At 44.2% G+C, this 26,266-nt stretch carries 28 protein-coding genes and 1 pseudogene; 11 read left to right on the top strand and 18 right to left on the bottom strand.

Going from position 1 to position 26,266, the window contains the following annotated elements:
* Nucleotides 1-7: 7 nt before the first annotated feature.
* The 8 genes and pseudogenes from ACHBID_RS00345 to ACHBID_RS00310 form a co-directional block, all read right to left on the bottom strand.
* Complete coding sequence (locus ACHBID_RS00345) at nucleotides 8-163, bottom strand: glycosyltransferase (RefSeq protein WP_394731389.1); 156 nt, start codon at nucleotides 161-163, stop codon at nucleotides 8-10.
* Nucleotides 156-311 carry a glycosyltransferase family 2 protein gene (locus ACHBID_RS00340; protein WP_394734384.1) on the bottom strand — a complete coding sequence of 52 codons (156 nt, stop codon included), beginning with the start codon at nucleotides 309-311 and terminating at the stop codon, nucleotides 156-158. The genes ACHBID_RS00345 and ACHBID_RS00340 overlap by 8 nt, the downstream gene beginning before the upstream one ends.
* Before the next feature lie 111 nt (nucleotides 312-422).
* Nucleotides 423-779, bottom strand: coding sequence for a hypothetical protein (locus tag ACHBID_RS00335; protein ID WP_238143406.1), 357 nt, complete (start codon nucleotides 777-779; stop codon nucleotides 423-425).
* Nucleotides 780-791: 12 nt separating this feature from the next.
* Nucleotides 792-1,511 (bottom strand): M57 family metalloprotease, encoded by a 720-nt coding sequence (locus tag ACHBID_RS00330; RefSeq protein WP_105110742.1) that lies wholly within the window; start codon nucleotides 1,509-1,511, stop codon nucleotides 792-794.
* Nucleotides 1,512-1,579: 68 nt separating this feature from the next.
* Nucleotides 1,580-2,356, bottom strand: coding sequence for an alpha/beta hydrolase family protein (locus ACHBID_RS00325; protein WP_105122655.1), 777 nt, complete (start codon nucleotides 2,354-2,356; stop codon nucleotides 1,580-1,582).
* Nucleotides 2,357-2,413: 57 nt separating this feature from the next.
* Nucleotides 2,414-4,075, bottom strand: a complete 1,662-nt coding sequence (locus tag ACHBID_RS00320) for a ribonuclease J (protein ID WP_394731357.1) — start codon at nucleotides 4,073-4,075, stop codon at nucleotides 2,414-2,416.
* Between the two features lie 185 nt (nucleotides 4,076-4,260).
* Nucleotides 4,261-4,692: pseudogene (locus tag ACHBID_RS00315) on the bottom strand (YbaK/EbsC family protein).
* 152 nt (nucleotides 4,693-4,844) lie between these two features.
* Entirely contained in the window at nucleotides 4,845-7,535 is a 2,691-nt protein-coding gene (locus tag ACHBID_RS00310; protein WP_105111837.1) for an SEC10/PgrA surface exclusion domain-containing protein, read from the bottom strand.
* A gap of 338 nt (nucleotides 7,536-7,873) precedes the next feature.
* Here ACHBID_RS00310 and ACHBID_RS00305 point away from each other — a divergent pair, with 338 nt between their 5' ends.
* The 7 genes from ACHBID_RS00305 to ACHBID_RS00275 all read left to right on the top strand — a co-directional run bounded on the left by ACHBID_RS00305 (nucleotide 7,874) and on the right by ACHBID_RS00275 (nucleotide 13,403).
* Complete coding sequence (locus ACHBID_RS00305) at nucleotides 7,874-8,689, top strand: Cof-type HAD-IIB family hydrolase (protein WP_105111838.1); 816 nt, start codon at nucleotides 7,874-7,876, stop codon at nucleotides 8,687-8,689.
* Between the two features lie 9 nt (nucleotides 8,690-8,698).
* Nucleotides 8,699-9,919, top strand: a complete 1,221-nt coding sequence (gene pepT, locus ACHBID_RS00300) for a peptidase T (protein ID WP_105111839.1) — start codon at nucleotides 8,699-8,701, stop codon at nucleotides 9,917-9,919.
* A gap of 119 nt (nucleotides 9,920-10,038) precedes the next feature.
* A complete protein-coding gene (locus ACHBID_RS00295) occupies nucleotides 10,039-10,437 on the top strand; it encodes a DUF5684 domain-containing protein (protein ID WP_105111840.1) in 399 nt (132 codons plus the stop codon).
* 148 nt (nucleotides 10,438-10,585) lie between these two features.
* The gene (locus tag ACHBID_RS00290; RefSeq protein ID WP_257117576.1) at nucleotides 10,586-10,903 is read left to right on the top strand and encodes a PadR family transcriptional regulator; all 318 of its coding nucleotides are present in this window, start codon (nucleotides 10,586-10,588) and stop codon (nucleotides 10,901-10,903) included.
* Complete coding sequence (locus tag ACHBID_RS00285; protein ID WP_394731358.1) at nucleotides 10,900-11,967, top strand: DUF1700 domain-containing protein; 1,068 nt, start codon at nucleotides 10,900-10,902, stop codon at nucleotides 11,965-11,967. The genes ACHBID_RS00290 and ACHBID_RS00285 overlap by 4 nt, the downstream gene beginning before the upstream one ends.
* Before the next feature lie 10 nt (nucleotides 11,968-11,977).
* Nucleotides 11,978-12,562: a DUF1700 domain-containing protein gene (locus ACHBID_RS00280; RefSeq protein WP_394731359.1), complete on the top strand. Its 585-nt coding sequence runs from the start codon at nucleotides 11,978-11,980 to the stop codon at nucleotides 12,560-12,562.
* The gene (locus ACHBID_RS00275; RefSeq protein WP_105160125.1) at nucleotides 12,549-13,403 is read left to right on the top strand and encodes a DUF4097 family beta strand repeat-containing protein; all 855 of its coding nucleotides are present in this window, start codon (nucleotides 12,549-12,551) and stop codon (nucleotides 13,401-13,403) included. Before ACHBID_RS00280 ends, ACHBID_RS00275 begins: the two co-directional genes overlap by 14 nt.
* Before the next feature lie 38 nt (nucleotides 13,404-13,441).
* Here the strand turns inward: ACHBID_RS00275 and ACHBID_RS00270 are convergent, their stop codons facing one another.
* Both ACHBID_RS00270 and ACHBID_RS00265 read right to left on the bottom strand, forming a co-directional pair.
* Entirely contained in the window at nucleotides 13,442-13,801 is a 360-nt protein-coding gene (locus tag ACHBID_RS00270; RefSeq protein ID WP_105160124.1) for a DUF1304 domain-containing protein, read from the bottom strand.
* A gap of 21 nt (nucleotides 13,802-13,822) precedes the next feature.
* A complete protein-coding gene (locus ACHBID_RS00265; protein ID WP_394731390.1) occupies nucleotides 13,823-14,218 on the bottom strand; it encodes a MarR family winged helix-turn-helix transcriptional regulator in 396 nt (131 codons plus the stop codon).
* 189 nt (nucleotides 14,219-14,407) lie between these two features.
* Here ACHBID_RS00265 and ACHBID_RS00260 point away from each other — a divergent pair, with 189 nt between their 5' ends.
* From ACHBID_RS00260 to ACHBID_RS00250, 3 genes are read left to right on the top strand one after another with little or no spacing between them, the layout of a single operon-like run.
* Nucleotides 14,408-15,163 (top strand): threonine/serine exporter family protein, encoded by a 756-nt coding sequence (locus ACHBID_RS00260; protein ID WP_394731360.1) that lies wholly within the window; start codon nucleotides 14,408-14,410, stop codon nucleotides 15,161-15,163.
* A 3-nt stretch (nucleotides 15,164-15,166) separates the two neighbouring features.
* Complete coding sequence (locus ACHBID_RS00255; RefSeq protein ID WP_394731361.1) at nucleotides 15,167-15,619, top strand: threonine/serine exporter family protein; 453 nt, start codon at nucleotides 15,167-15,169, stop codon at nucleotides 15,617-15,619.
* 52 nt (nucleotides 15,620-15,671) lie between these two features.
* Entirely contained in the window at nucleotides 15,672-16,865 is a 1,194-nt protein-coding gene (locus ACHBID_RS00250; protein ID WP_394731362.1) for a cation diffusion facilitator family transporter, read from the top strand.
* 45 nt (nucleotides 16,866-16,910) lie between these two features.
* Here ACHBID_RS00250 and ACHBID_RS00245 read toward each other — a convergent pair whose 3' ends face one another.
* The 6 genes from ACHBID_RS00245 to ACHBID_RS00220 all read right to left on the bottom strand — a co-directional run bounded on the left by ACHBID_RS00245 (nucleotide 16,911) and on the right by ACHBID_RS00220 (nucleotide 22,405).
* A complete protein-coding gene (locus ACHBID_RS00245; protein WP_394731391.1) occupies nucleotides 16,911-17,741 on the bottom strand; it encodes an amino acid ABC transporter substrate-binding protein in 831 nt (276 codons plus the stop codon).
* A gap of 20 nt (nucleotides 17,742-17,761) precedes the next feature.
* Entirely contained in the window at nucleotides 17,762-18,394 is a 633-nt protein-coding gene (locus ACHBID_RS00240) for an amino acid ABC transporter ATP-binding protein (protein ID WP_105111848.1), read from the bottom strand.
* A 9-nt stretch (nucleotides 18,395-18,403) separates the two neighbouring features.
* On the bottom strand, nucleotides 18,404-19,045 hold the full coding sequence (locus ACHBID_RS00235) for an amino acid ABC transporter permease (RefSeq protein ID WP_105111849.1): 642 nt from the start codon (nucleotides 19,043-19,045) through the stop codon (nucleotides 18,404-18,406).
* 148 nt (nucleotides 19,046-19,193) lie between these two features.
* Nucleotides 19,194-21,005 (bottom strand): glutamine--fructose-6-phosphate transaminase (isomerizing), encoded by a 1,812-nt coding sequence (gene glmS, locus ACHBID_RS00230; RefSeq protein ID WP_394731363.1) that lies wholly within the window; start codon nucleotides 21,003-21,005, stop codon nucleotides 19,194-19,196.
* A gap of 187 nt (nucleotides 21,006-21,192) precedes the next feature.
* Nucleotides 21,193-21,735, bottom strand: a complete 543-nt coding sequence (gene lepB / locus ACHBID_RS00225; protein ID WP_172059452.1) for a signal peptidase I — start codon at nucleotides 21,733-21,735, stop codon at nucleotides 21,193-21,195.
* Between the two features lie 52 nt (nucleotides 21,736-21,787).
* Nucleotides 21,788-22,405 (bottom strand): GDSL-type esterase/lipase family protein, encoded by a 618-nt coding sequence (locus ACHBID_RS00220; RefSeq protein ID WP_172096014.1) that lies wholly within the window; start codon nucleotides 22,403-22,405, stop codon nucleotides 21,788-21,790.
* 84 nt (nucleotides 22,406-22,489) lie between these two features.
* On the opposite strand from ACHBID_RS00220, the gene ACHBID_RS00215 reads away from it, so the two are divergent.
* Entirely contained in the window at nucleotides 22,490-23,596 is a 1,107-nt protein-coding gene (locus ACHBID_RS00215; protein WP_394731364.1) for an NAD(P)/FAD-dependent oxidoreductase, read from the top strand.
* 87 nt (nucleotides 23,597-23,683) lie between these two features.
* On the opposite strand, the gene pyk is transcribed toward ACHBID_RS00215, so the two are convergent.
* Nucleotides 23,684-25,189 carry a pyruvate kinase gene (pyk, locus tag ACHBID_RS00210; RefSeq protein ID WP_105111854.1) on the bottom strand — a complete coding sequence of 502 codons (1,506 nt, stop codon included), beginning with the start codon at nucleotides 25,187-25,189 and terminating at the stop codon, nucleotides 23,684-23,686.
* Nucleotides 25,190-25,253: 64 nt separating this feature from the next.
* Nucleotides 25,254-26,264, bottom strand: coding sequence for a 6-phosphofructokinase (gene pfkA, locus ACHBID_RS00205; protein ID WP_105111855.1), 1,011 nt, complete (start codon nucleotides 26,262-26,264; stop codon nucleotides 25,254-25,256).
* Nucleotides 26,265-26,266: the final 2 nt, after the last annotated feature.

The following is a 26,266-nucleotide window of genomic DNA, read 5'->3' as shown; positions in this document are numbered from 1 at the left end:
GAGCTATTCATACAATCCCTGTGTTTTCCAAATAATCAATCTGAATTGCAAAACAATCTGGGTGAGCGATATTATCCGAATCCATACGGGCAATAAATTCAGTTTTAATCTCACTCAAAGCTAGATTTATACTAGTAGAAATACCTAGATTTTTATCAAATATATCCTAGGCCCCGATAAGACTTTATGATGTCTGCAGTCTTATCCTCACTGCCATCATCAACAATAAGGAACTTAAAATCTTGGTAGCTTTGACAGAGGATACTATCTATTGCTTCCTTAACAATAGTCTCCCTATTATAGACTGGCATAATTACAGTTAGCTTTGCCATTATTTCTCCAAAATATTTCCCAACTTAATTAATAGTAACATTACTTTTACAATTATAGTAGCAAAAAATCCAGCTCTGGACTGGATTTCATCAATTCACAAAGCCTTGCAAGAGTTCCCAATGTTGCCAGACAAGGTATAGCCCGCCTCCGATAATGATAAGCAAAATCAGGAATTTTATCAAGCCTTTGACAAAGCGGACGATAAGCATCAAAATCATGGACACAATCAACCAGCCCCAGGCCGATGAATTGAGTAGATTATCCATACCAGTCAGGCTTGAGCCTGCCATTGCTCGCAAGGGAGCTGGAATTTTCTCTAGCCAGTCGGTGGTCAGACCAAGCTGGCGGACAATGGCTGAGCTGGTTGACTGCAGCCAGACAAAGATACCAGCATTGTAAAGCAAGAGAAAAGCTTGTTCGGGATAACGCTTAATGAACTTAATCAAAATAAATCCTTTCTAGTTGTTTGCATAAAGCTGAATGACCGCATCCACATCTTCCTGCTGAATGCCTGTATAGGACCCTGCAGACTCCATGACAGAAGCTCTGCCATCTTCATGGCCTAAGCCAAGGGCATGCCCCAGCTCATGCTCAGCTGTGTGCAGGATTCGGTCAAATTCATAACCATATTGGGGATTTAAAAGATAGTAACGATTGAGTCTCACCGTCACACTGGTATAAAAATTGGTCAGAAGATTGGTCGTCGAATTGGCCTCCCCAGCAGCCTGGGTAGTACTATCATTGACATCTGTCGCAATAATATCTGCTGCCTCCGGGCTATCGACCAACTCAAACGTAAAGGCACCTGTCTGGTTCCAATTGGCAATGGCCTGCACGTAGGCCTGGCGTAAAATTGGCTCCTGGCTCTCAATATATACCGTAGCACGATTGCTTTCCCACCGTCCATGGTCGCCTGTGTTGACAGTATCCGTAGCCAGATGCTTGATAGTATCGACACCCTCTTGTAGCTTGACTGGAGACTGTCCTTTGACAATCAGCTCCGCCTCCTGCAGAACCCTATCCAAGGTTTGGTAGGCATTTTCCCTCTGAAAAACAAAGAGCAAAGCCAGGGCCAGAGCTGTGATTAAAACAGTCGACCAGATAAAATTCCAAATCAAACTGACCAACCAAGTAAGAATTCTTAGGAAAAATCCAAGGACACTTTTTATTAATTTCATAGACTATACCTCTTTCTGGAGATGGTCAACAGTATAGCAAATAAAGCTAAAATTTACCTTAAAGCAGCTTAGGATAGTCTTTCCTCCAACTCAAAGTCAATCGGCAGCCATTGGAGGACGTACTCGATTTGCTGGTTCCAATAGTGCCACTCGTGCTTACCAGGTCCCTTACTAGCCTCGATGTCCAAGCCCATCTTTTTCAAATCAGCAATAGCCTTCTCATGACCTGCAAAAAGAAAATCTTCCTCTCCACACCAAGCGTAAAACTTGGTTTTCTTATCTGACTGCTTGGCAATCTCTGTCAAATTATTTGGATTCTTAGCATTATGAATGTCTCCGAACACACCCGTCCAGTAGGCTAGATTTCCCAAATCAGCCGTCCCTTCATTGTCAAAATCAAAGGCCAGGGCACCAGAAAGCGAGGCCGCGTATGAAAAACGGTTGGTAGACAGGGCAATCTTGAAGGAACCATATCCGCCCATGGACAGACCAGCAATGAAGTTTTTCTCCCGCTTGTCGGACATATTTGGAAAGAACCGCTTGAGAACCTGCGGCAGTTCAATGGCAATGGCATCGTAATAATTCATGCCGTAGGTCGTATTAGTGTACCAGCCCTTGTCCGTATTAACCATGACAACGATGAGATTGGTATAGCGTACCAATCGTTCTATGGTCGAGCGATTGAGCCAGGAATCCTGATTGCCACCCATCCCATGCAAGAGGTAGAGGACTGGGATGTCCTTATCATCAGGGTTAGGAATACGATTGCGGTCTGGATAAATGACATTAACCTGCCGTGACATATCCAAGGCCTCCGAATGATATTCAATTTTCATAATAGCCATCTGCTTTCTCCTATTCTAAAGAGCCAGTTTGGGCTGGCTCTCATCACTTATTTTCTCTTATTTTACTTCCATAATCACCGGCAAAATAGCTGGGCGACGTTTGGTTTGGTCAAAGAGGAATTTTGCCAGGTCATCGCGGACAGTTGCCTTCAGTTCTGACCAGTCAAAGCTATCCTTGGTGAAGTAGTTTTCCACGCTGGCATTGACCAAATCAGATGCCTCACGCAGGATGTCCTTGCTCTTCTTGACATAGACAAAGCCACGGGTATTGACCCTCGCCTTAGAAATAATGCGTTTCTCACGGCGATTGACCGTCAGAGCCACGATGAAAATACCGTCCTCTGATAGGATTTTACGGTCACGGAGGACCACATTTCCCACATCTCCCATGGCATTACCATCAATCATGATATCCCCTGCTGGAACGGCCCCACTGTGGACAAAATCACCATCCTCATAGGCCATAACATCACCACGTTTGACGATGATAATATTTTCTGGATACATGCCAATTTCCAGCGCAGCCTTGGCGTGGGCGTTGAGCTGGCGATACTCACCTTGAATCGGGAAGAGATACTTGGGTTTCATGATATTGAGCATGAGCTGCAAATCACGCGCATTGCCGTGACCAGACACATGCAGGTTCTTGGCCACAGACTTGACGGTGCCCCCCGCCTTATAAATCATGTTTTCCACACGGGCAACAACCGCTTCCTTAGAAATACTTGGTGTCGTTACAATGTAGACCAAATCTCCATCCTTGATTTCCACATAGCGGTGGCGACCGATTGACATCTTACGCAGACCATTGAGGGGCTCACCCATACGACCAGTTTCAAGAATAATCAGCTCATGGTCCTCATACTTGTTCATTTCCTTAGGTTTGACCAAAAGACGCTCGCTGACCAACTTCAATTTTTTCAGGGAAATAGCTGTGCGGACAATATTTTCCACGTCATGACCAGTCAGAACGACACGACGACCCGTCTTGTCAGCTGCATCGAAAATTTGCTGGATACGGGTAATATTGCTGGCCACTGCTGCTACAATGATACGACCTTCCCAGTCGGAAATGGTATTGTAAATTTCATTGGCCACCTCTTTCATGCTGGCCACCTGAACCTTACTATCCGCATTGGCAGAGTCAGAAAGTAGGGCCAAGACACCCTCGTTACCAATCTCAGCCAAGCGACCAAAATCCGTCTGGTAGAGCTTATCAGCTGCCTGGTCAAACTTGAAATCACCAGTATAGACGATATTGCCCTGGTCAGTCTTGATGACCACACCCAAACTCTCAGGAATGGAGTGGGTTGTCTGGAAGAAGGATACAACCGCATCACCAAAATCAATCTCCGTATCTGCATCGATGACATGGAAATCATTGAATTTTTTGGTAGAATTATTGTTTTTAACAATCAATTTTGCCAATTCCACCGTCAAGTGTGAACCGAAAACCGGTACCTTCACTTTTTCCAGCAGGTAAGGCAGGGCACCAATGGCATCCGCATGCCCGTGGGACAAGAAAACGCCAGCCACACGCTGTTTGTTTTCTTCCAAATAATCAAAGTTTGGCACGACCACGTCCACACCCAGCTGTTCATTTTCAGGATATTTGGCTCCGGCGTCCAATACAAAAATATGCTCATTGACTTCAGCGATGTAGAGATTTTTTCCGTTCTCACGTACACCACCGAGCGCCATGATTTTTATGCTACTCATCTTTTCTCCTTTGGGGCAATCATACCTGCCCAGTTTATTTTTTCATACCAACGGTCCTTGCCTCCTCACAGTTCAGACGCAAGTCGAATTACAGTCTGCTACACATGTAGCTGTCATTTCTATTATACAATTTTTCAGGAAAATTTACAAAAAACTCTGCCGATTGTTGACAGTGCTTTATTATCCTATGGCAGGTCGACGATATGGATATCAAAACCCAAACTTTCTACAAAAGCAAGAACATCCTGGGTTGCCACAAAAATTGTCTTGGTATTTATATTTGGATGAAATGTCAGAATCTTTTCCGTCAAGATTTCCCTATCAAAATAGACTTCAATATCTTTCTGGGGATTATTGAGCAAACCAAATATGGAACTTCCCCGCAGGCAATCGCATCTTTTCCCAGAGACTGTCGCTTAAAGCCATGCGAATGCGGTTGGCACCAACCATTTCCTTAAAGACTCCATGTCCAGCTGTTTCTGGTCGTCCATAATCAAGAGATAAAAGGCCGTCTTTTTCTTATTGGTCAAAAACATGGACTTGGTCCGCACACCTTCCATTCCCTCAATATAATAATCAGCCTCCTGGGTTGTCAGGGCAGTAGGATGCTCAACCATATCATAAGAAATTTCCAACTGCTTTAATTTTTAAACCAGTTCTTCATACATAAGGACACCTCTTTTTCTCTATGTTGATATTTTATTAGAGAGTATATGTTAATTCAGTAATAAGAAAAAGAGAATCAAATTGATTCCCTTAATCATGAATATTAGATTTCATCGCGTTTCTTTTTTGCGAGTCCAAAAGTAAGTCCCATTGACATCATACCAACAACTGCCATGATATCTGAATTTACTGATGATGTTTTTGGCAATGTTTTTTCAGATTCTGACTTAGCAGAATTTGATTGGCTTGTGCCTTGAGCAGGAGCAACACCCGCACTCAAAGAAGTAAGGTTAACAGTTCCAGCTGAACCATTTGTACCCGCAGCACCGGCACCACCAGCAGCTGCAACTCCTGAACCTTGAGGAATATTTGAGCCTTCCGTTGGTGTATTTCCTAGATTTGTAGGAGATACTAGAGTAGTGAGAATAGGAAGTTCACCTTCTGGCAATGCATCAGCTGTGGGAGCTACCGCTGGTACAGCAACAATTGTTCCATCAGGAAGCTGGAAGACATTGTTCCCAGTTGCCAAGCGGTACAAGTTGAGCAGACGAAGATACTCTTCTTTTGCTTCAACAGTCAGAGCAGTTTTATCCTTAAGAATATCATATTGTTCAACCAAGTCTGCTTTTTGCTTCAACAAGAGACCAGCCAAAATAGATTTCTGTGTCTCTAGTCGCTCTTTATCTGCAATCAAAGTTGTTGCATTTGCAACCAATTTCTCTGTCTCAGCAATTTTCTCTTTCAAGCCAGCAATTCTACCATGAATTTCAACTAATTTGTCTTTGGCAGCCGTTTCAGCTTCTACTGCCTTTTTATAGTCTTCTTTAGCTTGAGCAACTTTTGCCACCTCTGCTTTTTGAGCCACAAGCGCTTTAGCAAGTGCTGTTTGAGCTTGTCCTTGTTTCGTTAGGAGTTGTTGGTTCTGTGCAGTAAGCGAAGCTAAATTCTTCTGAGCAACTGTCAACTGATACTGAGTCTGTTCAAGTGTAGCCTTCGCTGTTGCCAAGTTATCCTTAGTTGTTTGCAAACGATTTTTAGCCGTACGAAGTGTTTGATTCGCTGCAACAACAATAGGTGCAGATGCCAAGTTAGTACTTTTCAAGTTAGACAATTTTGTCTCGAGAGTTTTAATTTCTTCCTTGAGCTTGTTAATCGCATTTGTGTTGTCAACTGTTGTGCTAGTAGTACCTGTAATTGGCGTCTGACTAAAGTTTGAACTTACAATATTCGACGAAGGAATCATGTAAATTTGAGTCTGCGTAGCCTTGGTACTGCGGAATTGACTTGAGGCAACTCGTGATGTGGCACCAAGATAATAAGTATCATTGCCTGAATTTTGCAGGAGCGAAATCGTATGACCGAAGCTAGAACCTTCATCGTTAAAGAGCATATAAACCAATGAGTTGTAGAAGAGCCCTTTTAACTGATCGACTGTTGTAGCATGTCCAAAGTCCCCCAAGGACTCGTAGCCACGATTATCGGAAGATTTAAGACCACTTGCTGTTGCTGCGGAACCAATAGCTATGAAATCATGGTTAAGTGTACTTAAACCTTTGCTATTGTAAGCACTTGCAACACGCTTAGCAAAATCTTGGGCTGAACTTGTCACAGCAACTGATGCTAAACCCAGTTGTGTACGAACCCCATTCAATATCTCTGCTGTAAACTGTGCAATCTCATTTTGAACTTCCTTGGTAAGGTTAGCAGGGTCAATTGTACGAGTTTTATCTGCTGCAATTGATTGGTAGGTGTTCACACCGCTTCCGCCCCATTGAATACCATAAGTTCCTTGTTGACTGGCAACTACAATTTTTGATTTATTTTGATTTGCAAGACTAGTGAAAGCTGTAGAGCCTGTATGACCAGCATTCTCAATTTGTTTAAGAGCAGGGTAGGCTGTGTTGATGTAAGAGCTTGGCAAGGTAATCTTATTGCTACCAACTACAGATTTAACCGTATTTGTTGTCTTCGTAGTTGTTGCTGGTGTATTTGCCAACTCCGTCTTCTTAGCTGACAATTCTGCATTGACTTGACTAATTTCTTTATCTAAGTCTTGCTTAGCAGTTGTTTGTGCTGAAGTCAGCGCCTTTTCAGCATTTGTAAGAGCAGTTTCATTTACTTTAACAGCGTTATCAAGGCTTGAAACTTGCTGAATCTGCTTTGCTTCAGTTGTTTTGAGATTGTCTACTGCTGTTTGAGCACTTTCAAGACCAACTTCCGCTAAGTCTGCTTTAACGTCAGCAAGAGCTTTTTCAGCATCTGCCACTACTTGATTAGCTGCTACTTCGCCAGCTTTAGCTGTTGCCAAATCAGTTGCCTCAGTCGCCACAAGTGATTCTGCGGTTGCAATAGCTGTTTCAGCAGGAGCAATCGTTGCTTCCTCGCTAGCAATTTTTGATTCAGTTTGCTCGATAATCTGAGGAGCATTCTCAATAATCGTTTGAGCACTGTCAATTGCAGCAATCTCACTATCAATCTGGTCCAATTGTGCCTGAGTGCTGTCCATTTCCGCAGTTGCAGTTGCCACAACTTCTTCTTGGGCTACTTGCTCAGCTTCAGCTGCCTTATAAACGTCTTCAGCAGCGATAACCTCTTCCTCTGTTACTGGTGAAGCTGTTTCACTACTTGTAGAATCGGTAGTGGTTGTTGCATCTGTTGCTTCTGTAGTTAATACCTGATCAGCTACTGGCTCTGCCGGCACGACTACTTCACTAGCTTCTACTGCTTGTTGTCCTAGGACAGCCAATGTTGTTGCAGCAGCAAAACCTGCTGTTTTTGCAATCTTCTTCGTCATTCGTTTCTCCTACATTCTTAGCATGAGTTTAATATAAAAACATATTACAGTTGAGTCATTATTATACTCGCTTCTTTATTCTAACCTTATTTGATAGCATTTGCAAGCTCCGACAGGTATGTTTCCCCTTATTTTTATTTACTTTTTTAAGCTAACTTCATCAAGTCCTTTACCCGCTTGGATTTCTTCAAAACATTAAGTTTTTGTTACAGATTTGTCAAAAATATTTCTAGCAAAAATAGAGAAATTTTCCTGATTATTTTTTGGATTCTTCCACTATTGATTCCGACTTTTTTCAATTTATGCTATACTAATATCAGAACTATACGGAGGTGCCTATGATTAAACTAATCGCCCTTGATATGGACGGAACCCTGCTTAATGAGAAGAAGGAATTGACCCAGCCACAGATTGATACCATCCACCAGGCTGTTGCTGCTGGTGTGACCGTCGTACTCTGCACAGGTCGTCCCCTGGTAGGTGTCAAGCCTTTTGTGGAACAGCTGGGCTTTGACCAAGAAGACGAGTACATCATCGTCAACAACGGTTGCTCGACCCATTTGACTAAGGATTGGAGTCTGATCGACTGGGAGGAGCTGACTCAGACAGACTTGGACTACCTTGACACATTTACAAATACTGATGAGGTTCAACTCACACTCTTCGACGAAGACCATTTCTTTGTCGTTGCACAAAAAGCAAATGAAACCGTTATTCATGATGCCAGTCTGGTTGGGATGACACCTATTTCCATCGACCTAGAAGAAGCAAAATCTGGCAAACACCGCTTCTTTGAAGCCATGTTTGTCGGTGAAAAAGAGGCCATTGATGCTTTTGAAAATACCCACAATCCTGTCCTCAGCCAGAAATATTCGACCGTTCGCAGTCAAGAATACCTGCTGGAAATCCTGCCAAACGGTGCTAGCAAGGCCTCTGGACTGAAAAAATTGGCTGACCGTCTAGGAATATTGCCTGAGGAAATCATGGCTGTTGGCGATGCCAATAATGACTTGGAAATGATTGCCTTTGCAGGACTGGGCATCGCCATGGGAAATGCGAATGAGCGAGTCAAGACCATTGCCCAAGATATCACCGACAGCAATGAAAACAACGGTGTGGCCAAGGCTATTGAAAAACACATTTTGAACAAGTAAGGAGACCACATGAAATACCCAACACTACTCGAACGATTTTTAGTCTACGTCAAAGAAAATACCCGCTCTGACGAGAACTCAACCACCACTCCATCTACTCAAAACCAGGTTGAGTTCGCACAGAATATCCTTCTGCCTGAAATGGAACGGATTGGCTTACAGAATGTCCACTACCTGCCAAATGGCTTTGCTGTGGGAACACTCCCTGCCAACGACCCAAGTTTGACACGTAAGATTGGTTTCATTGCCCACATGGATACGGCTGACTTCAACGCAGATGGTGTCAACCCACAAATCATCGAAAACTACGACGGTAACCCAATCGCTTTAGGAACTTCTGGCTATGAATTGCATCCAAAAGACTTCCCTCAACTTGCCAACTACCAGGGTCAAACCCTGATTACCACAGATGGTACCACCTTGCTAGGCTCTGATGACAAGTCAGGAATTGCAGAAATCATGACGGCTATCGAATACCTAGTCCAAAATCCTGATATCAAGCACTGCGAAATCCGTGTCGGTTTTGGTCCTGACGAGGAAATCGGTGTCGGTGCTGACAAGTTTGATGTGGAAGATTTTGATGTGGACTTTGCCTACACCATGGACGGTGGACCGCTGGGGGAACTCCAGTACGAAACTTTCTCAGCTGCTGCTGCCAAGATTGACTTCCTTGGACGCAATGTCCACCCAGGATCTGCCAAGGACCAGATGATCAACGCCTTCCAGCTAGCCATTGACTTCCACAATGCTCTTCCAGAAGCAGACCGCCCTGAAAAAACTGAAGGTTACGAAGGTTTCTTCCACTTGATGAACATGGTAGGCAGTGTCGATACTGCTTCTACCACCTATATCATCCGTGACTTTGAGGAAGAGGATTTCCTTGCCCGCAAACAGCTCATGCTGGACATTGCTGATAAAATGAATGACAACTTTGATACGCCACGTGTCATTGTCAACTTACATGACCAATACTACAACATGAAGAAAATCATCGAAAAAGACATGACTCCAATCAACATTGCTAAGGATATCATGGAAAATCTGGGTATCAAGCCACTGATTGAGCCTGTTCGTGGAGGAACAGACGGCTCTAAGATTTCCTTCATGGGCATTCCAACGCCAAATATCTTCGCAGGTGGTGAAAATATGCACGGCCGCTTCGAGTTCGTTAGCCTGCAAACCATGGAAAAAGCTGTTGATGTGATTTTAGGTATTGTAGCTTACAAATAAGAAGGAAAAGTAGGTTTTCTGAAAAAATCTACTTTTTTTGAAAATTGTTCGATATAACTATTGTATTATTTAAATAATACCGTTATAATAGAACCATCAAAAAGAAATGGAGTTTTATTATGACAGAAGAAACATTTGCACAAGGTATTTTAGTTGGGCTTTGGGGAGCCGGTATGATTTTTTCACTCATTTGGTATGTCCTCCTTGCCATTTCCAACTTCATCCTCTTTAAAAAAGCTGGCTATGCTGGTTGGAAATCCCTCATTCCTTTCTACAACCTTTATATCCAACAATGTATCACATTCAGCGAAGACAAGGGCTGGTTTATCCTATTCCTACTCATCCCACTTGCTGGACCACTTTATGGCATTTATTTGACTTACTGCTATGGTAAAGCATTTGGTTTGTCTGATATTCAAGCCATCTTCTATGTCTTGTTTACACCACTTTTCAATGTCTACATCGCCTTCAATGACAGAAGCCGTTACCAAGGTCCACAAACTTTCTTTATCGACTAATATCAAATGAAGTAACTTTTTCTAGCTGGAAGGGTTGCTTTTACTTTTTTAAAAAATATATAAAAAATTTATATAATTACTTGACTTTAGGAAATGATAGGTATATTATTTATATATAAAATATTTACACAATAAAAGGAGGGAGCTTATGTACTACCCCGTTTCCTCTATCTTGATAGAATTTCTGATTTTGGCCATGCTGGAAAAGCAGGATTCCTACGGATATGAAATCAGTCAAACCATCAAGATAGTGGCCGATATAAAAGAGTCCACGCTCTATCCTATTCTGAAAAAACTGGAAAAGGCCGGCTATGTAATCACTTACAGCCAGGAATTTCAAGGACGCAAACGCAAATACTACACCATTACTCCTGCCGGCCGCAACCACATCCCCTTCCTCAAGGGAGAATGGACAGCCTACAAGGACAATATCGACGGAATAATAGAAGGGAGCCTACGAAAATGATACGTGTAGATTATTTAAAACAGCTTGAACAAGCACTCAACAAACTCAATCCAACCGCCAAACAAGAGGCCATGGACTATTTCCAAGAATACTTCGACGACCGAAATGATGACCAGGCGACTATCTCAGAGCTAGGCGATCCGATCTCTGCTGCTCAGGAAATCATAGCTAACCTGCCTGAAGATGCCCTGATAGAGAACCAGGAGCCACCACGTGTTGATTTGACCTGGGACTGGAAGAATTTTTTCAAGAACTTCAGCTTCAAGGACACCAAGCCCCTCGACTTTGAGACTGTGGAGACCCCTTTGCCAAACTTCCAACGCCTTAACCTCCAGCTGGAGGACCAAACCTTGATAATTGAGAGCTGGGACAAGGACTCCGCCAGCCTCCTCTCCCCCGCCTCTCTTGATAGCAACTACCAGCCCTTTACCTTCTGCCTGGATGGCGACACACTCCTCCTTTCTTCTATGGAGATACCAAAGGGCTTTGGGATGGCTTACTCAGACAGCAGACAAAAAACTGTCCTCAAACTTCCCCAGAAACCTGCCCTGCACACAGCAGATATTCGTTTGACCGATGCCAATCTGGTTATCAACAACCTGACTGTGGACCGCTTAACGGTAACAGAAACCAGCGATAGCAATCTCTCCTTCAAGCACATCACTGCCCAAAACTGGATCATGGAGGCAAAAGACATCAACCTTACGTGCAAGGATTCTAGTTGTTCAACCCTTGACTGGCAGACAGCAGATTGCAACCTCATGTTGACAGGTCTGAACCTCGGCAAGGGGCATGTGGAGATTGCGGATTGTCACCTTTCAATGAACCAATCCACCTGGCAGGGAGAACTTGCCCTTGAAATCAAAGATTCTGTGGTCACCTTGGGCATGTCCCAAAAGAGCAATCTTCTAGCGGAAACAGACGATAGCCTGCTCCATTTGCCTCAGGAAATTGCTGCTCACCTAGAACGTGACGATGATTGGCTCCACCTGGAATACCTGCTGGAGGGCATCACCCCTACTCTGATTTTGGACGCAAGCGATTCCAGTATTACTGTCAAATAAGGAGAAAATGATGACACGCGCAGACTATATGAACCAATTGGCTGGCTATCTCAAACGCCTGCCACAAGAAGATTTCCATGATGCTATGGAACATTTTAATGAATACTTTGACGAGGCTGGACCTGAGAACGAAGACCAGGTTATCGCAGAATTGGGCAGTCCCAAGCAAGCTGCTAGTGATATTTTAGCTAATCTCTATGAGAAAGAAGTCAGTGGAGAAAAGCCTAGCACCAGCAACCGTCTACTTCTGGTAACCCTGTCTATCTTGGCTGCTCCCATGGGCTTGATTCTGGGTCTGGTGGTGTTGGCTCTCTTTGTGAGCCTCATCCTCCTCGTCCTAGCCCTGGTTCTAGCCATGGCCAGCATCTGCATCGCCCTGATTAGCCTAGGAATTTCCGGCTTTCTATCAGCCTTTGAACTCTTTACCACTGCTATCAGCTCAGGCATCCTGGTCACCGGCCTATCCTTGATTGGAATAGCTCTGGGAATTTTGGGCATCAAGGCGACCATTTTTATCGGCCATAAGCTCCTGCAGGCCAGCCTTCACTTTATTCAACAGTTATTGCCGAAAGGAGACCGCTATGAAACAGCTTAAATCCAGCACACGCTACACTCTCATTACCCTAGCAACTGGCCTCCTTCTGTCCTTGCTGGGTCTCCTACTAGGTGGCTGGCATGAAATCGGAAATCACCTAGAAAATTCCTACCAGGTCCAGCAGGTTGAATTTGACAACTTGCAAAAAATCAATAGCTCCACCAATCTCACAATCTCTACAAGTGATGTCGAAAAACCGACCCTCTATTTTCAAGTCAGCAAGAAACACGGCAGTCCTATTGTCTACGAACTGATAAATGGCAGTCTAACCATTGAAGACAATAACGAACAGGGGTTTCGCTATGACGATTTCCTAGAAGGAATAAAAATGCTCCAAGAGAACCAAACCCAAACATTCACCACACCGACCCTGCTCTTGCCAGCCGGTAGCCACTTGGATGAATTGACCGGCGGACTCTTTGATGGAAATGCCAATCTTGAAGATATGACCGTTGACAAACTGGATATTTCTATTATCAACGGTAACTTCTTGGCCAAGAAAACCACCATTCACTCAACTAACATCGTAGTCTGGGATGGAGATATTGATTTGCAGGAAGTAAAACTAGAAGATGTGGAAGACTCAAGTAGTGACCAGCTCAACCATTTGACCGTAGAAAATGGCAACATTCGCGCCACTGGGCTGCAAGTCATCGGCAACTATGATGTCTTGGCCTACGACGGTGACATTGACCTGACCATTCATAAGGAAAGCCTGAAGGATCTTGCAATCGAAGAACTTTCTGCTGATGAAGATAGCGAACAAACCACTCATGGTAATCCAAATGCAAAAAACAAGTTGACCCTGCATAGCCAAAATGGCGACATTTATGTTCAGTAAGAGTACACGAAAAGCCCTCCAGCTCGGGGGCTTTTTGACTACTTAAATATCAAAAGTGACAAGAGGGTCAAAATGGCTGGACCTCCTTGGCTCAGGATAATTTTAGGGCTTGAAGTAATCGCACCATAAGCAGCTGCGCCGATAACAAAGAGAACAAATAAGGTCACAATTTCAAGATTGCCAGTCACAATTCCGTAAAGTAGGAAAAGGGCCAGTAAGCCATTGTAGATTCCCTGGTTTTTGAACAGGGTGGTTACAGACTTGCGTTGCAGCTCGTCCTTGGCCATATTAAAGACACGGCTGGTCGAGTCCGAATGAGTAGCAAAAGTTTCCAAATACATAATGTACAAGTGTTCCAATGCTACGATGGTAGCTAAAATAGTTGTAAAAATAGACATGCTATATCTCCTTAAGAATAGTTATAGAGGGAGGTCTTTCAAGCCTGCACTTAGCTTGGTCAGAATCTGCTGAAATTGCTCCACTTGGTCAGCTGTTAGGATATGTTCCATAGCCCGTTTGACCACCACATGCTGGCTGGGCGGGCTATCAATCAAATCCTTCTGCGCTTTCTTGGTCGGGTAAACCAAAATTTCCCTCTGATTGTCAGGGTTTCGCTCACGACGGATGTAAGCCGCCTCTTCCAAAATTTTCAGATGCCGGCTAATGGCTGCGCGGTCAATTCCAAGCCTCTCCTGCAAGGCTGTTTGGTGAAGTGGTGTCTCCTCTAGCAAAATCTGAAGAATCCGATAACGGGTCAGGGAAATCCCCAACCGCTTTTCAAATAGATTGGTAATGGCCTCTTCGGTAATTTTCAGTTAGTAAAGTACCTCTTCCATGCTTGACATGACTTCTCCCATTTGTTGATTTGTCAATCGTTGACCAATCAATTGTACTGCAATCCGAATATTTTTCAACTATTTTGCTCATTATTTATAAAAATCCTTCTTCCCAGAGCTGATTTTGATATAATAAACTAAAACACCAAGGAAAGAGCTAGGGATGAAATGAAACAAAAAGAGCAAGACCTGGTCATTGACGTGCTTATGCTGGCCGGTAGCATCTTACTCCAAAGCGGGGCGGAAATTCATCGGGTGGAGGATACCATGATTCGCATCGCCCATTCTCATGGGATAATGGATGCCAATGTGCTGGCCATTCCAGCGGCCATTTTCTTTTCCATTGACCACACCAACATTTCCCGGATGAAGAGAATTGTCTCCTCCAGCTACAATATGCAGAAGGTCTGCGATGTCAATCAGGTCTCTCGTTCGCTGGTTGAAGGCCAGATTAGCCCTAAAGAGGCCTGGGAAATCCTGTCTGCTATCAAACTGGAAAAAGCACCTTACACGACTGGCCAGCTGATTTTGGCGGCTATTTTTGCCGTTCCCTTCTTTACCATTATGTTCGGCGGCTCCGCCTTGGATGCTTTTTGCGCTGCTGCTGCAACCGCTCTGGCCTTTCCCCTCTCGCTGCAGATTGAGAAATTTATCGGCATTGATTTTGTGACTACCTTCTGTGGAGCTCTGCTATTTTCCCTAACCGCCTACCTACTAGAGAAATACACCAGCCTGGCTATCAATCCCAACCTTATCAATGCTGGCGCTGTCATGCCCTTTGTGCCTGGTATCACCCTGACCAATGCGGTCCGAGATCTGATGACCAACCATATCAATACCGGCATGACCAAGCTCTTTCAAACGGCTCTAATTATCCTGTCCCTGGGTGCAGGGACCACTGTTGCACTCTTACTCGTGGGGTAACTTATGAATTTTTTACTACAAGCTGTAGCTTCTTTTCTAGCCATGATTACCTTCATGGTCATCCTCAATGTTCCTCGGAAACTTCTGGTTCCCGGAGGACTTCTAGGAATGTTTGTCTGGCTCCTCTATCTCCTACTGCAGGGACCAACCAATCCGCTCATTGCCACTTTTTTGGCAGCGGTCATTGGCTCCATGATTAGCCAGGTCATGAGCATCCTACTCAAGACACCCTCTATCATTTTTTCTCTGGCTATCCTGGCTCCTCTAGTCCCTGGCTATCGGTCCTATATGACAACGACCTATTTTGTTTCTGGAGATTATGCCCAAACCCTTGCCAATATCACCAGTGTCCTGACCCTCTGCCTCATCATTCCTATCGGTATGGCCAGCGGTACCGTACTCTTGCAAGTGTACAGAGCCATTCAAAAACGCTGGTACCAGACACCGACCACCTAGATTGAAACTAGGTGGTTTTTTTGGTACAATATTAGCTTAAAAAGGAGACCAGATGAACAATCAACCGACAAGCAATCTCAAACTAGCCGAACGTGGTGCACAGATTTCCATTTCAGCCTACATCCTCCTATCCGGGCTCAAACTAGCTGCTGGCGAGCTCTTTCATTCCGATGCACTTCGAGCCGACGCCTTCAACAACCTCTCTGATATCATAGGAAATGTGGCCGTGCTGATTGGCTTGAAAATGGCCCAAAAACCGGCTGATAGAGACCATAAGTTTGGCCATTGGAAAATGGAAGACCTTGCTAGCCTGATTACCTCTTTCATCATGTTTATGGTTGGTTTTCAGGTCCTCTATTCAACCATTGAAAAACTCCTGAGCAAGGAAGTGGTTCAAGTCGATATGCTGGGTGCCCTGGTGGGTATTTTCTCAGCCCTGGTCATGATTGGGGTCTATATCTATAACAGCAGACTGGCTAAAAAAGTCCATTCCAAAGGACTTGAAGCAGCTGCCAAGGACAATTTATCCGACGCAGTTACGTCAATTGGAACTTCCGTTGCTGTCTTTGCTGCCGCCTTCAACCTCAGTATTGTTGACAAGGTTGCAGCCATCGTCATCACCTTCTTCATCCTGAAAACGGCCTACGACATCTTCATGCAAAGTTTCTTCAGCCTATCTGACGGTTTCGATGAAGAATTGCTCCACAAGTACGAAGAGGATATCCTCAAGCTCCCCAAGATAGTCTCCGTCAAGTCCCAGCGAGGCCGAACCTACGGCGCCAATATTTATCTGGATATTGTCTTGGAAATGAATCCTGACCTTTCTGTTTACGAAAGCCATGAAATCACCGAGCAGGTTGAGCAACTCCTAACACTCAAACATGGTGTTTTTGATGTAGATATACACGTAGAACCATCTGAAATTCCACATGATGAAATCTACGAGCATGTTTACGACAAACTCTTCCGTTATGAAACTGAAATTCAGACCCATGCACCAGGCTATGAGGACTTGATTGACCCAGCCTATCTCCTGATTGATGCCAAAGGACGTTATCATGACAAGGATGGCATGCTGGAACAGCACCAGGTCCAGTCCACCTACTTGTCCAACTATCAAATGACATCTGTCAGTCAAAAATCCAAACTGGTCACCTTTGAAATCGGTGACTATGTCCACACCTCTCTCTGGCGCCGCCACGAAGAATGGACTGTCGTCTTCCATCAGATTTCTAAAAAACTGTAAAGAAAAAAATTCTCAGCCAAATGACGGTTGAGAATTTTTATTTGCTTAGTTTTTCACAGCATCAGTTGCCACATCTTCTCCGAACCATTTTTCAGAGATTTCCTGGAACTTACCTTCTTTATAAAGCTCTGTAAAAGCTTTGTTGATATTGTCTACCAAGGTCTTGTCTGACTTACGTACACCAACACCGAAGGCCTCGTTAGCATAGCCAGCATCAATGATATTGTAGTCATCAATGATACCTTCTTTTTGCAGATAGTAATTGGCATACACACGGTCAATCAAGAGCCCGTCGATACGGTCATTTTTCAAGTCGATAAGGGCCTCGTTGAAGGTCGCATACTGACTAGCATCACCGTCTTTTACCAGGTCCTTAAGAATTTCAGGCTGAGATGTAAATGCATAATAACCTGCAGAACCTGCTTGAGCACCGAGAACCTTGTCCTTCATGCCAGCTGGATCAGCAATAGAAGATGATTTCTTGGTCACCAAAACTTGCTGGTTGTCCATGTATTCATCAGAGAAAAGAACTTTTTCCTTGCGTTCATCTGTAATGGAATAGCCATTCCAAATCATATCAATATTGCCGTTATTGAGCTCTGTCTCTTTCAAGTCCCAGTCAATCGGTTGCCAATCAATCGTAATACCGTATTTTTCAAAAACAGCTGTTGCTAATTCGATATCAAAACCAGTGTATTGACCGTCTTTTTCTTCAAATCCCATCGGGACAAAGGTCTTATCAAAACCAATAGTCACTGACTTATCTTTTTCATAAGTAGACCAATTGTCTGACTCTGTAGTAGAACTGCCTGAGCCACAGGCTGCAAGGGCCAAACTTGTTACAAGAGCTGTTGCTCCAAGAATTATGTTTTTCATTTTCACCATGTCTTACCTCTTTAATGCTTCGGTTCAATCTTGATAATTTCATCTGCGATATTTTCAGCAAACTGCATATCGTGGGTTACCACAATCTGCGTGATTCCTGTCGCACGGTTTTCCAAAATCAGCTTTTCAACTTCTTTTCGTAGCTCAGGATCCAATGCCGAAGTCGGCTCATCGTAGCCAATAATCTCAGGATCAATCATCATTGCGCGAGCCAGGGCCACACGCTGCTTCTGCCCTCCTGATAGAGAATAAGGATAGGCTGCTGCGTGGTTGGCCAGGCCTAGTGTTTCCAGAAGTTTACGGGCCTTGTCTTCTGCTTCTATAGCCGACATATTTTGTGTCTTAATAGGGGAGAGGACCAAATTTTCCAATACTGAAAGGTGGGGGAAAAGCTGGAAATCTTGGAAAACAAAGCCTAGCAAATGTCGTTTCTCCAATTCCTCGACTGGCAGTTCTTGACCATTGTAAATCAGAGTACCTTCATCAATGGTCTCCAAACCTGCCAGCATACGGAGAAGCGTAGTCTTACCGCCACCGGATTGACCAACAATGGCGACAATTTTCCCCTCCGGGATGACCAAATCATAGTTGGAGAAAATCTGCTTGTTGCCAAATCGTTTGGATAGATTGCGTAATTCTAACATGACTTCCTCCTATTTGTAGTAATCAAATTTCTTTTCAACCTGTTTAGAAACCAGCGTAACCGCTCCAATCATGAGCAGGTAAATGGCTCCTGCAATAAACATAGGTGCTAGACTAGCATCACGGTTGGCAGCAGTTCGACTGGCCAAGAGCAAGTCACTAACTCCCAGGGCGTAGACCAGAGAGGTATCCTTGACCAGGGTCATGACTTCATTGAAGACACTTGGTAGGACAATCTTGACAACCTGGGGCAAGACGATGTAGCGAATAGTCTGAAGAGGTGTAAATTTCAAGACCTTAGCCGCCTCATACTGACCAGCTGGGATAGCCTCAATTCCTCCACGGAAAATCTCAGAGAAATAAGCCGCATAGTTGAAGGTAAAGGCAGTAATCACCGCTGGCATCCTGTCAAATGTAATCCCCACACTCGGCAAGACGTAGTAGACAAAAATCAATTGCAGGAGCAAGGGAGTCCCTCGCATAATAAGTACATAAAAATGCAAGAGCCACTGCAAGGGCTTGAATTTGATTTGCATGAGGAAGGCAAAGACAGCTCCCAAAGGCAAGGACAAGACTAATACTAAAACAAATACTTGTAAGGAGACTAAAGCACCATCCACCAAGGGGGGCAAGACTTCCAAAATATAATCCATAAACATCTCCCAAAAGAGTTATTATCTTATCTAGTATAGCAGAAACTTGGGCGATTTGAAAGAAATTTGTCAGAATTTTTCATAAATTTCACACAAAAATCGAATATTCATGCAAAAATCCACCAAATTTACAGGTGGATTTGCAAGCTTATTCAACTGTTACTGATTTCGCCAGGTTACGCGGTTTGTCCACATCCAGACCACGTTGGAGCGTCGCATAGTAGGCAATCAATTGGGTTGGGACAACCATGGCAATGGTAGACAAGAATGGGTGAGCACTAGTCACTGTGAAGTCATCCTCTTCCTTGGCAATGGCCTCGTCAACGATAGTCATGACATGAGCACCACGCGCCACCACTTCCTGGATATTTCCACGGGTGTGGCTGGCCAGATGAGGATTATTTGAAATCAAGGCCAAAACCGGCACACCGTCTTCAATCAGGGAAATGGTACCATGCTTGAGCTCTCCAGCAGCAAAACCTTCACACTGGATATAGGAAATTTCCTTGAGCTTGAGAGCCGCTTCCATAGAAACATAATAGTCGCTGCCACGTCCGATATAGAAGGCATTTCGAGTTGTACCAAGTAGTTTCTCCACTTTCTCAGCAATAATATCTTTTTCTGATAAAGTAGCCTCGATAGACTGGGCAACAATGGACAATTCGTGTACCAAATCAAATTCCTTGGCATAGGTATTTCCATTGGCATCCCCAACAGCCTTGGCCAAGAAAGCTAGAGTTGCAATCTGAGCAGTATAGGCCTTGGTCGAAGCAACAGAGATTTCTGGACCAGCATGGAGCAACATGGTGTAGTTGGCCTCACGAGACAGGGTAGAGCCTGGAACGTTTGTCACCGTCAAACTTGGAATGCCCATTTCATTGGCCTTAACCAAAACCTGACGGCTATCCGCTGTCTCACCAGACTGGCTGATGAAGATAAAGAGGGGCTTTTGGCTCAAGAGCGGCATATTATAACCCCATTCAGAAGAAATCCCCAGCTCAACTGGTGTATCCGTCAACTTCTCCATGAAGTCTTTTGCGGCAAATCCTGCGTGGTAGGAAGTACCAGCTGCTAGGATATAGATACGGTCAGCATCTTGTACTGCCTTGACAATCTCCGCATCAACTGTTACTTGTTCATCAGTATTTGTGTATGCGCCAATCAATTTACGCATGACAGCTGGTTGCTCATCAATTTCCTTGAGCATGTAGTAAGGATAGGTTCCCTTACCGATATCAGACAGATCAAGCTCAGCAGTGTAGCTTCCACGTTCGATAGCATTGCCGTCGTAGTCCATAACTTGAACACTGTCTTTTTTCACGATAACCAATTCTTTGTCGTGAATTTCCATATATTCACTGGTTTCACGAATCATAGCCATGGCATCGGAGCAGACCATGTTGTAGCCATCACCCAGACCAATCAAGAGTGGTGATTTATTCTTAGCAACATAAATCGTATCCGCATCTGTCACATCAATCAAAGCAAAGGCATACGAACCTTGGATGATATGAAGTGCCTTTTTGAAAGCCTCCAAAGTTGACAAGCCTTCTGAGGCAAATTGTCCAATCAAATGAACAGCAATTTCAGTATCCGTTTGCCCTTTAAAATCATGGCCTGCCAGGTAGTCTGCCTTGATTTCAGCATAGTTCTCAATCACACCATTGTGGACCAGAATATGGCCAGCTGTTTGGGATGTATGAGGGTGGGCATTGTTTTCAGTTGGCTTGCCATGGGTAGCCCAGCGTGTATGGCCGATACCAGCTGTGCCATCTGTCTTATCCCCTACCTTAGCGGAAAGTTCTGCAATACGACCCACAGCCTTAACCAGGTGGTCTTCTGAACCACCGGTCACAAAAATACCAGCTGAATCATAACCACGGTATTCCAATTTTTCCAAACCTTGAATCAAAATATCTGTTGCGTTTGTATTTCCAACAACACCAACAATTCCACACATATCCTATCACCTCGGTGTTTGCTACACCGACTTTCATTCATTTTCAATAAATTGGTCTAGTCAGATTTTCTACTACAAAGACCAGTAAAAACAGTATATAACAGACTTATAAACTTGTCAATCATTAAATTGGTATAGTCAACTTTTAATTTTCGATGAAAATTTTTGAAAATAAAAGAACCAACCTCTATTGGGTTAGTCCTGTTTCAATAAAGCCAAATTTTGACAAGGGGCTGATTCTAAAGCTCAAGCGCCCTATAATGTCACTCTGATCAATCAAACCAAAGCTGCGGCTATCATTCCGGTCCATTCGATTATCATTTAAGACCAGAATCTTACCTTTGGGAATAACCTGAAACTCCCCGCCTGTTAGGGTTTCAATCGTCAAGTCTTCCGTATAATACTCCTGCTCCGGGATAAGCTCCAAATAATCCTCACGCACAATCTTTTGGTTGCGGTAGAGAACATTATCTAGATAGGTCGCTGTTTCCTCTTCGAGGGCGATAATCCTGCTAACATGTTCCTTGCCCTCGTGTTCGTATAGGACAAATTCCCCATGCTTGAGTTCTGTATTCTTTAGGGCGATAATGACATCATTTCGCTTAATGTAGTCATTGGCCATGGTTGAAGTAATACGCACTGGTTCAAACAACCATACCCTCAGCCCAATAATTCCTAAAATCAGCAATACCAACAATAAGAGTTGGCGAAAAAGGTCTCTCTTTACCATAATCTCTCCAATCTCTATTAGTATAGCATATTTTCATGAAAATACTTGACATTTACCCTTGGAGGTGACGATAAATTTCCTGGGCAATGACCTGATTGCCCAGCGGACTGAGATGCAGGCCATCGCTATAGTACTCCAGTTTCCCCTTGGTTATGGGATAGAGATTGATGACAGGCAGGCCCAGCTCCTGACCGATTTGAGGAATGATAGCCTGCAACTCTTCCTCGATAATCTGGTTATTGAGGCCGAAGCGGCTGGTTGGCACGAAAGGCGGGATAACCAGGTAGACGTCTGGCTGGCTGGGCAAATCCATATAACGCTCTGCCATTTCCTTATACTCTCGCCGAAAGCCTTCCTTGTTCCAGTAAGGTCCCCGGCTATCATTGCTACCAATCATGATGATGACGATGTCAGCCTCGCTCTCCAAGGACAGTTGGGCATTTTCTTCCTTGAAATAGGGAAAATCTGCTGTCGATTGGAGGGAACGGCCGCTAAGACCGAAGTTGGACACCTGGTAGTGGTGACCCAATTTTTCAGCCAAAATAGACGGATAAGCATCCTTTTCACGATTGTCCAGCCCATAACCATAGGTCAGACTGTCTCCCACTGTTGCTACTTTGACGGCTCCGCTCCCAAGCGTCAGAACCTCTGGATACATAATATCAGACACAATCTCTCTCCTTGATTTCTAGATTCTATTGTAACATGGGGGAAAAAATAAATAAACTCCTGAATTTGTGATATAATGAACATTATGAAGAAACATATCATCATTATTGGTGGAGGCATTGTTGGTTCAACCGCTGCCTTCTACCTTTCTCAAGATAGCAATATTGACCTGACACTGATTGACCACGGTGTTGGTACAGCTACCCGTGCTGCTGCTGGCATTATCTGCCCCTGGATGGCCCAGAAGAAAAACAAGGACTGGTACCGCCTGACCTCGAAAGGTGCTGTCTTCTACCGCCAGTTGGTAGCTGATTTAGAAAGTGCAGGAGCCAAGGACATCCCCTTCAAGCAAACTGGAACCATTGGCCTTAAAAGCAAGCCCGAACTCCTGGACAAAATCAAGAAAATCGCAGAAGACCGCAGGCTAGACACCCCTACCATTGGAGACATCACTACTCTTGAAGGACAAGAAGTCAGCAACTATCTACCACCACTCAAGCCTGATTTCTACGGTATCCACCTGGAAGGCGGCGGCCGTATCGACGGTGGAAAACTGATTGACTTGTTACAGGAAAAGTTTTTGGAAAATGGCGGAGCTCTATTGCAGGGACAGGCTAGACTGATAGATGAAGGAACTGTTCAGCTGGATGGGCGAGAACTAACTGCCGACCACATTATCCTAGCTACCGGTTCCTGGTTGCCAGATATGCTGGAACCTCTCGGCTATCAGGTAGATGTCCGTCCACAAAAAGGTCAGCTTCTGGAATTGGATACAGATTTTGATACCAGCGGCTGGCCAGTCTGCATGCCCTATGGTCAAATTGACATCCTGCCGTTTGAGAATGGAAAAATCATTGTCGGGGCCACCCACGAGGATAATATGGGCTATGATTTGACCCTTGACCCTGAAAAAATCCAAACCATGCATGAAAAATCTGCGGAATTTATGCCTGATTTGGCCAACTACCCTGTGGTCCGTACTCGTATTGGTACCAGGGCCTATACTTCCAACTACGCACCATTTTACGGAACTGTTCCTGAAATGGACAATATCTGGGTGGCCAGTGGTCTGGGCTCTTCTGGCCTGACTAATGGCCCCTTTATCGGCTGGCAAATTGCCAAAGAAATTCTGGGCAAGGATACGAATTTTGACAGAAGTCCTTATGAGCCTGCCAATTATATTAAAAGATAATACGACAATCCTGCCAAATGGTAGGATTTTTGATTTGGCTCATGCAAAAAGTCTATCGCTTCCGCAATAGACTTCTCAATTTAATTATTATTGTACGGTGCGCACACGCATTGTGTTTGTAGAACCTGCTACACCTACTGGTACACCAGCAACGATTACAATGTTATCACCTGCAACAACAAGTCCTTCTTCCTTAGCAATACGCTCAGCCAAGTCGAACATATCGTCTGTTGAGTTTGGACGGTCTGTCACAACTGGGATGACACCCCAGTTAAGCATCAATGATTTTTGAACTTTCTCAGTGAAAGTAATTGCCAAGATGTCTGCATCTGGACGGTATTTAGAGATAGCACGCGCAGTGTAACCAGTTTCTGAAACTGTTACGACCAACTTGATATCCATTGAGTGGCAAGCATCTTTAACCGCAGATGCCACAACCTCAGTTTTAGATGAACGGTTGAAAGTGTCAGAGTTCAAACGACCGTACTCGTTAAGAAGAGTTTGTGCGTTTTTGTTAACAGTTGCCATAGTGCGAACTGATTCAACTGGGTATTTACCGTTAGCTGACTCACCTGAAAGCATAGTAGCATCTGTACCGTCGATAACAGCGTTGAAGACGTCAGAGATTTCTGAACGAGTTGCACGTGGCTTGTCAGTCATTGTTTCCAACATGTTTGTAGCTGTGATAACTGCTTTACCAGCTGCATTGACTTTCTTGATAATCATTTTTTGGTAAACTGGAACCATTTCAAATGGTACTTCGATACCCATGTCACCACGTGCAATCATGATACCATCTGAAGCTTCGATGATTTCATCAATATTGTCGATACCTTGTTGGTTTTCGATTTTAGAGAAGAGTTGTACGTGTTCGTTACCGGTCTCTTTCAAGATAGCACGAACTGACTCAACGTCTTGTGCAGTACGAACGAATGAGATAGCGATGAAGTTAAGACCTTGTTCAAGACCGAAACGGATATCCGCATCGTCACGCTCAGCAAGCGCTGGGAAAGGAATCTTAGTGTAAGGAATGTTTACACCTTTTTGCTTAGCAATAACGCCATCGTTCTCAACACCAACGATAAATTCACGTTTTTCTTCATCTTTGGCAATAACAGTCAAACCTAGTTTACCATCGTCAACAAGAATTTGCTTACCAACTTCAACGTCGTCGAAGATGTCTAGGCCACCAGCAACGTTCAAGGCAATCACTTCTTGAGTTGACTTGATACCTTGTTTTGTAGCAACACGCAATTGGTCACCAGTCTTATAAGCGTACTCACCTTCGCCTGATTCGAACAATTCAGTACGGATTTCAGGACCTTTTGTATCAAGCAAGAAACCTACTTTTTTGCCAGCGATTTCTTCTGCACGACGTACAGTTGCCATACGTGCACCTTGCTCAGCATGGTCACCATGTGAGAAGTTGAAACGGAAAACGTTAGCACCTTCAGTAATCAATTGAGCAATTTTTTCAGCTGATGCTTCAACATCCAACTGCTCACCCCAGTAACCTGACTCACCGAATTTCTTACCACCGCGGAATTCTACCGCAGGACCAAGGGTTGCAACGATTTTAACACGTTTGTTCATCTTAACTAAACTCCTTCTTATTTCTGGTCTTATGACCTTAATAACTAATTTTCTAGACTATCTATTAGATAGACAAGTTACGGTTCAACTCAGCCATGTCAAGGTCTGCTTTATGCGGATTGTTAACGACAATCTTACCTTCAGCAGTGAGGCTAAACAAGGCACCTTCTTCGGCAGTACCAAGGATTGGGTTTTCCACCATTTGCTCATTGCGGATACCGACAGCAAGTCCGCCACGGCCTTCTTTGAGCAATTTAACAGCGTGAGCACCCATACGTGACGCAAGAACGCGGTCACGAGCTGTTGGTGAACCACCACGTTGGATGTGACCAAGTTCAGTCACACGAAGGTCACTTGTGTCACCAGCTGCTTTCAATTCTTCAGCAAATTGAGCTGCTGGCATAACACCTTCTGCCAAGACAATAATGCTATGTTTCTTACCATTGTCATAACCTGCCTTGATGCGAGCAACAATATCCTTGATGTCAAACTCTTCTTCCGGCACAACGATAACGTCCGCACCTGATGCGATACCTGACCAAAGGGCAATGTCACCTGCATGGCGACCCATTACTTCGATCACAAAGGTACGACGGTGACTAGAAGATGTGTCACGAATCTTATCAATGGCATCCATAGCTGTAGTCACAGCTGTATCAAAACCGATGGTAAAGTCTGTTCCTACGATATCATTATCGATTGTTCCTGGCAAACCAATTGCTGGGAAACCATGCTCTGTCAGACGCATCGCACCGTGGTAAGAACCGTCACCACCGATAACAACAACGCCTTCAATACCATGTTTTTTCAGCTGTTCAATCCCTTTTAATTGACCTTCCAATTGGGCAAATTCAGGATAACGAGCTGAACCGAGGAAGGTACCACCACGAGAAATGATATCTCCTACTGAGCGTGCAGACAATTCATGGATATCTCCGGCAACCATTCCAGCATAGCCCTCATTGATACCGTATACTTCCATTCCTTCTGAGATTGCTTGGCGAACAACTGCACGAATGGCAGCATTCATACCAGGTGCGTCACCACCACTGGTCAAAACACCAATACGCTTCATTA

This window comes from Streptococcus sp. A25 (assembly GCF_043674095.1).
GTDB lineage: Bacteria > Bacillota > Bacilli > Lactobacillales > Streptococcaceae > Streptococcus > Streptococcus suis_V.
The sequence above is the reverse complement of the archived record's forward strand: the minus strand, read 5'-3'. Positions and strand labels throughout refer to the sequence as shown.